5 protein-coding genes are annotated in these 6835 nt (G+C 62.4%); all 5 read right to left on the bottom strand.

The window, feature by feature from the left end:
* Window positions 1–13: 13 nt before the first annotated feature.
* The 5 genes from AS156_RS10580 to AS156_RS10560 all read right to left on the bottom strand — a co-directional run bounded on the left by AS156_RS10580 (window position 14) and on the right by AS156_RS10560 (window position 6796).
* Window positions 14–1078, bottom strand: coding sequence for an IS630 family transposase (locus AS156_RS10580; protein WP_066503481.1), 1065 nt, complete (start codon window positions 1076–1078; stop codon window positions 14–16).
* Between the two features lie 328 nt (window positions 1079–1406).
* Window positions 1407–2279, bottom strand: coding sequence for an alpha/beta hydrolase (locus AS156_RS10575; protein WP_066503478.1), 873 nt, complete (start codon window positions 2277–2279; stop codon window positions 1407–1409).
* Window positions 2280–2339: 60 nt separating this feature from the next.
* Window positions 2340–4169, bottom strand: coding sequence for a CocE/NonD family hydrolase (locus AS156_RS10570; RefSeq protein WP_066503476.1), 1830 nt, complete (start codon window positions 4167–4169; stop codon window positions 2340–2342).
* Between the two features lie 3 nt (window positions 4170–4172).
* Window positions 4173–5192, bottom strand: a complete 1020-nt coding sequence (locus AS156_RS10565; RefSeq protein WP_066503475.1) for a CobW family GTP-binding protein — start codon at window positions 5190–5192, stop codon at window positions 4173–4175.
* Window positions 5189–6796 carry an amidohydrolase family protein gene (locus tag AS156_RS10560; RefSeq protein ID WP_066503474.1) on the bottom strand — a complete coding sequence of 536 codons (1608 nt, stop codon included), beginning with the start codon at window positions 6794–6796 and terminating at the stop codon, window positions 5189–5191. The genes AS156_RS10565 and AS156_RS10560 overlap by 4 nt, the downstream gene beginning before the upstream one ends.
* Between the last annotated feature and the right edge of the window lie 39 nt (window positions 6797–6835).

The raw sequence follows: 6835 nt of genomic DNA, 5'->3' as shown, positions 1-6835 counted from the left end.
CTAGTACCCGGAATCAGAGTTGATTGATACGGCGGCCCTTGAAACGGCGTTGACGGATCTTTTTCTTGGTCCAGACGAAGGGCTCGGCTTTGTCGTTGTAGGCGTTGACGTAGGCATCGATGTGTTCCTGAAGCTGCTTGAGGCTTGTGAAGGAGGTGCCGCTGAGCGACTGCCCCTGCAGGATTGAGAACCATACCTCGATCTGGTTGAGCCAGGACGCACTCGTCGGTGTGAAATGGAATTGCACATTGGGATGGGCCTTGAGCCAGCTCTCATTCTTCTTGTGGGTGTTGAGGTTGTCGAGGATGACGTGAAGCTTTCGGCCCGGAAAGGCCGCGGTGAGGCTGTTCATGAAATCGAGAAACTCGACACGGCGACGGCGTTTTGAATGCGTAGCGATGATCTTTCCGGTGGCGACTTCGAGCGCTGCAAACAATGTCGTGGTGCCATGCCGCTTGTAATCGTGGCTCTGGCCGGTCAAGGCGCGGCCATTGGGCAACTTCAGATAGCCCTGCGCTCGCTCCAAAGCCTGGATCGAGGGCTTCTCGTCCACGCAGAGCACAATAGCCTTCGCCGGCGGGGCGACGTAAAGGCCAACGACATCGGCGGCTTTGGCCGTAAAGTTCGGGTCGTTGCTCTCACACCAGGACTTGCGAGCCGCGAGGTCAATCTTGTGGCTGCGCAGGAACCGCCAGACATATTGGACGTCAACATCGCCTAGCGCCTCGGCCAGCAGAGGGCCGGTCCAGCGCGCAAACCCTTGCGGGGGCGGCTTATCCAGCAGCTTCAGAATCCGCTTGTCGGTCGTCTTCGTATAGATCGGCTGCTTGCCGGGCCGCGGCTTGTCTTGCAGCCCTTCAAGGCCTTGGTCGGCATAGCGATGCCGCCAAACGCTGACAATCCGCGGCTGGACCCCAACTTCCTTGGCGATCGACCGGGTGCTGCGCCCGTCCGCCGCTAACAGGACTATCCGCGCCCGCTTCAAATCGCGCTGCAATGTCATCGGTGAGCGACAACACGCCTCAAGCACCTTGCGATCTTTCCTCGAAAGGCGGACTTCTCTTGCTTCGGGTATCATCCCGACCTTGAATCACGACTCACGTTCCAAGAAAAGCGGGTACTAGATTATACGCACATAGTCGGAGAGCGCCTTGACGTCATTCTCCAAGCTAGGTTTCGGCAGCACGCGGCTTGACAAGACGCGCCAGCGACGGCGCCGTCACAAATGCGGATCGCGAGCTGAACCCCACGCGCGACGATGAGCAGGCGACCGGACCTTGGCCCGAGTTTCGACCCAGTGGCGGGCTAAAGCGCGATGAGATCAGATTGAATCGTCATCGCGCTTTAGCTTCTTGTTTGAGCATGATCTTTTCGGAAAGCCGCTTCACACTTTTCCGGATCATGCTCTAGCGCCTCGCCCTGGCGAGCACGGCGTTCAGGATCGGACTTCCCGCCTCGGTGAATTCGTTCAGGATATCGAAATGCCCCCAGCGCGGCAGGGTGTGGACTTCGGGAGTCATGCCGCTTCGATGAAGATGATGGGAGTAGCGGTAGGTCTGCTCGATCCAGTGCCAGGGTTCGAGACCACCGACGAACAAGGTCGCCGGGCACTTGACGAAGACCTGCCGGCGTTCGACGTCCCGCCGCACTGCAATGTCTTCGGCCAGGCGAACTTCGGCGTTAACACTGGTCCCCATCACCGGACGCGGATCGTAGATGCCGCTGATCATGACCGCACCGACAATGAAGGCGGGCTCTACACCCGCCCTCGCCCAGTCATGCGCCAGGCATTCGGCCACGAGATGGGCACCGGCCGAGTGCCCCGACAGGCTGATCCGGCGGGGGTCGCCGCCAAAGCGCGCGGCTTCACGCCGCGTCCAGTCGACGGCCGCAATGGCAGACTCGGCGACGCCGTCGAGAGTCGAAGCCGGACAGAGCTCGTAATTGACGATGACCGCGGTGATGCCGGCGGCGACCAGCGGCGCGGCGACGAACGCAAAGTTCTCTTTGTCCTGGGCGCGCCAATAACCGCCATGGATAAAGACATGGACCGGCGCCGGCTCGCCTCCGATCATGGCCGGATAGACGTCCACCGTGCGTAATGGATGATCGCCATAGGCCTGATCCGCGCGGCGCGCCAGCCGCGTCAGCGCTTCGGCGTTGGTCGCCGCCCGACCGGTCTGAGCATCCTTGAAATTGGGAAATGCCGCCTGTGGGTTGTACTGGAATTCGTGTTCGGCGGGAGTGAGTGACGACCAGAACGGTTGATTTGCGGACATGTAGGCCCTTTGTTATTCGGTAGCGATCACCGCACTCTTGCTGCGAATGCAATCGCAGCATCACACATATGCAAGCGGCAGCTCCAATCTGGACGCACTGGCCCCTCCCCGAAAAATCGTCAGAAGTGGCGGGCGTCCATGCGGCACCTGTCCGCAATGATCGTCGTCGGCGCCTGCTATCGACAGGCGAATACGGCTTCCGGTGGAAAAGCGCCATGCCACCGGCAGGAACGGAATCCGGATGCGCTCGACAACACCGGAATGGAGCGGTGCGGCATCGGCACGCGTAAAGCTGCGGAACGGCCACGTGGTGCGATAGGCGTCGGGCGCGGTCTGTTCCTTCCGGTGCAGGGCCCGTAACAGCCCCTCGGTGACATAGCGTTCGCTGCCGTCAGCCTCGACCTCTGTCAGGTAGATGAACAGCGCAGCATCGCGCTCGCTCGCGGAAAGCCAGAGTTCGACCAGACCATGACCGGCAAGCTCGGCAGCCGTCTCAAGCGGCTCCGACGTGTAGCTCAGCATCCTGGCGGTACGGCCCTGCCAGTCCGCGTAATACTCGCGACTGTCAATGCCCGCGATACGCTCGTAACGGGTCTGGGTACCGGTACCGAGGGTGAAGTCGACCTGCTGGTGATCTTCGCCTGCCGAGGGTGCGGCTTTTGCAAGCTGCCCGTCGGGGGCAAGGAAGAAGCTCTGCTGCGCCTCGATCGGCGGCCAGCTCTTCGCCGCGCGCCATTCCTCTGCATGGACAGAGAAATAGTGAACCGGTGCTTCGTCGCGCAGCCTGGTGTCGAGACCCATCAGATAGGTGTCGAAGAAGCGCAGCACTTCCCCAAGCAATGGGAATTCCGGCTCGACCACGCGCCGCCAGGGCGAGACGTCGATCCGCGCGCCGTGGTCCCAGGGGCCGAGCAGAAGATGGCGAGGATTGTCGGTCTTGGTGAGATAACGCGAGATCGCGCCGTTCATGTAGCCCGCGCCGTCGAACCAGCCGGACACCGAGAGGATGGCAACGTCCGGCCGGATATTGTGCGCGACCGAATATGGACTGATCGAGGCGGAGGTGTATTCGGAATCATAAGGCAACCCCTCCTCCCGGAATCTGAACTCCGCCATGAAATCAGTCTGCCGGAAATTGTTGAGATGTTGCCGGATCGCGTCCCTCACGAGAACGCCGTCCGGATCCTCATCGACCGGCTGCGGCCCCTCGAAATCCGGATTGTTGAAATAGGAAAACTGCTTGAGGATATCGCGCCGATCGTGGTCGAGCCCGATCATCAGCTCGTCATAGACCTTGGTCAGTGACTTCAGTTGAACGCCGCCGGGAAAGTAATTGTCGGCATAGGTGTCCCAGACCGACGAAATTGGCGCGATTGCCTTCACCGCGGTGTGGCCGGTGGACGCCAGGAAGTCGGCCGCTGCGCCCAGATAGGAAATGCCGGTCGCGCCGATCAATCCGTTGGACCATGGCTGCGCCACGATCCAATCGGCGATCTCGCGGCTGTCGTCACGTTCGCGCGGCGAACGGAAGCCATCGCGCGTGCCGAAGCTGGCGCCGGTGCCGCGCACATCGACGACCACGACCGCATAGCCGCGCGGCACGAAGAAGTCGCGGAATTTTCCGGTGTTCGGATTGGCCTCGCCCGCGCCGCCCGGCCGCAGCTTGAAACGTCGGTAGTACGGCGTGAAGAAAGCGAGAGTCGGAAAGGTCTCCCCCTCCGCTGTGGTCGGTGACTGCGGAACATAGACGTCGACCGCAAGCCGGCAGCCGTCACGCATCGCGACGTATTGCGAGCGCGGCGCCGCGCACCGAAAGCTCGGCGACCGTCGCGCCAGATAGGCTGCCGGCGGCACATGCCAGGCGCGGTTGGGATTTGCGTCGTCGTTCATGAATTAGGCGACCCACTCGGCCTTGAGGGCGCGGCGTGCGGACGTGCCGTTCCGGTCCGGTGCCTTCCACGACGAAAGGTCAAATAGGCCGAGCGGCGCAACTTGCCCAAGCTCTACCTCGTCCACATCACGCGCGATGATCACGAGGCCGGACAACGGCGCGGATTCGACCTGGAGCGTCCTTGGTGGCGAGAACATCGTTCCGACGCATTCGATCAGCAGCGGCCGCGGACTTTCGACGACCTGCACCAGGCCCTTGATCCGCAGCAGCCGTTCGCCGAGCGCACCGGCAAGGTTGTCGAGCCAGGCGGCGAGATCGGGATATGCGATCTCCCTCGCTGGCCTGGCAAGACACAGCGCAACACGCGGGTGCGCATTTCCGGAAACCGCTGCGATGTCCAGCCGAGGCAGCGTCGTCAATGGAGCAAATGCGGCCTTCACCGCGCTCGTGCGATCCGCGGTCGCGACGACCTCGGCCACCGGATTGAACGCCGCGATCGCGGATGTTGCGTTGGTCAGATCAGCCGGCGCGACAAGGTCGGTCTTGGTCGCGACGATGCGATGCGCCGCCGCCCATTGCGCCACAGCTTCTTCATAGGTCGCCACGTCGCCGCCGCGCGTGAGATCGAAGGTGCCGATCACGGCCACCCGCATCCGGTGCTCGGCCAATGTTGCGAGCGTGCGCAGCACCGGCCCCGGCATCGAAATCCCGCTGGTCTCCAGGATAATGCGCCGCAACGGACGGGCGTCGGCCGGCCGTGGCGTCGTGATCAGGCGATCGATGGTAAACGCCAGATCGCTTCCGATCTGACAGCAGACGCAGCCATTGGCCAGCGTCGCAATCGGAAGCTCGTCGTTACTCTCGCGCAGCACGATGCCGTCGAGCCCGATCTCTCCCGCCTCATTGACGATCACGGCGGTATCGGCCGCCTCGGGACGCCCAAGGAAATCACGCAACAGCGTGGTCTTCCCCGAACCTAGGAATCCCGTCAGCACGAAGAAATCGAGCCCGTCGCCGCTCATTCGGCTGCGATCCGGGATGCATATTTCTCGGGAATATCGCTCTCCCAGCTCGCTTTCACGAGCTCACGAACGTCAGCCAGCAGCCCCTCGGTATCGTAGATGATGCCGTCCTTGATGGTGTATTTCAGCCCGCGATGCCACTCGACCGCGTTGGTCGCATCGTTGAACCGCATCGCACCAGTGCCGTAGAGCAGCTTGAAGTCGGTGAGCGGATTGTGGTCGTGAACCAGCATGTCGGCCCGCATGCCGATGTCGATGGTGCCGACCTCATCCTGGATGCCGCACAGCGCCGCGCCTTGCGAGGTAGCGGCGCGGATCACCTCGAGCGGATGGAAACCGGCTTCCTGCAACAGCTCGAGCTCGCGGACATAGCCGAAGCCGAAGATCTGGTAGATGAAGCCTGAGTCGCTGCCGGCGCAGACGCGTCCGCCACGGTTCTTGTACTCGTTGATGAACGCCATCCACAGCCGGTAGTTTTCCTTCCACTCGATCTCGTTCTGCGTGGACCAGCGATACCAGTAGGAGCCGTGGCCGCCGCGCTGCGGCGTGAAATAGTCCCACATCGACTTCCAGGTGTAGTCCTTGTGCCAATAGGCCTGGCGGGCGCGCATCAGGTCTCGGTTGGCGTCGTAGATGGTGAAGGTCGGAACGAAGGTGAAGCCGATCTCGAGGAACTTCTCGAGCGTCTCCTCCCATTTGGGCGAGCCGGGCTTGGCGGCCTGCCCGAACATCTGTCCCGAGATCGAGAAGCGGAAATATTCGTCGGTGTAGTTGTAGTCGAGCGGGAAATTCTGCACGACGCGATCCTCGTACAGCGCTTCGGGCAAGCCATAATAGTGCTCGGCGCTGGTCAGGCCCCAGCGCGCTGTGGTGAGCGCGTTCATGCGAGTCACCGCCATCTGCGCGTGATGGCAGCCCGAGCGGAGGCCGAGCTTTTTGCATTCATCGAGCGCCGCCTCCATGATCGCCGGCGGCGCGCCGAAGAACTTGATGCCGTCGGCGCCGCGCCCCTTGACCTTGCGCAGCCACTCCCGGCCCTGCTCCGGCGTGTAAATGGTCTTGACCATGTCGTTGACTGCCGGGAAATAGGCATAGGCGAGCAATCGGGGAGCAGCGATGGTGTTCGCCTCCGACCGCTCGCGCTGGTCGATCACCCAGCCAAGGCCGTTCATCGAGCCCATTTCGCGCACGGTAGTCACACCATGGGCGAGCCAGAGCTTGTAGACATAGTCGACCGGCGGCACCCAGCCATTGGCGGAGTGAAAGGCAACGCCGGCATGGGCGTGGCAATCGACGAAGCCCGGCGTCACCCATTTACCGCGGCAGTCGATCTCGTGGTCAGCCGGCTCGCCCGGGCCGGCGCCATAACCCGTAACCTTCTTCAGGCTGACGATACGTCCGTCCTCGACGATGATGTCGACCGGACCGATCGGCGGCGCGCCGGTGCCGTCGATGACGGTTGCGCTGCGCAGCGCCAGCCGCTTGAACGGCCCAATGCCGCGATCGCGCGAGGTTGCTTTTGCAACGACCGGAACCTCGCCCTTGTTGCGAATCCGCGCGAGCTCATCGCCCGGAGACATTTCCGATTTCGCCTGATCGACCATGGGGGCATTTCCTTCTTGTTCAGCGGGTCTTCTTGTTCG

The organism is Bradyrhizobium macuxiense (genome assembly GCF_001542415.1).
Classification (GTDB): Bacteria; Pseudomonadota; Alphaproteobacteria; order Rhizobiales; family Xanthobacteraceae; genus Bradyrhizobium; species Bradyrhizobium macuxiense.
Note: the sequence above shows the minus strand (reverse complement) of the source record. Positions and strands in the feature narration are given on the sequence as shown.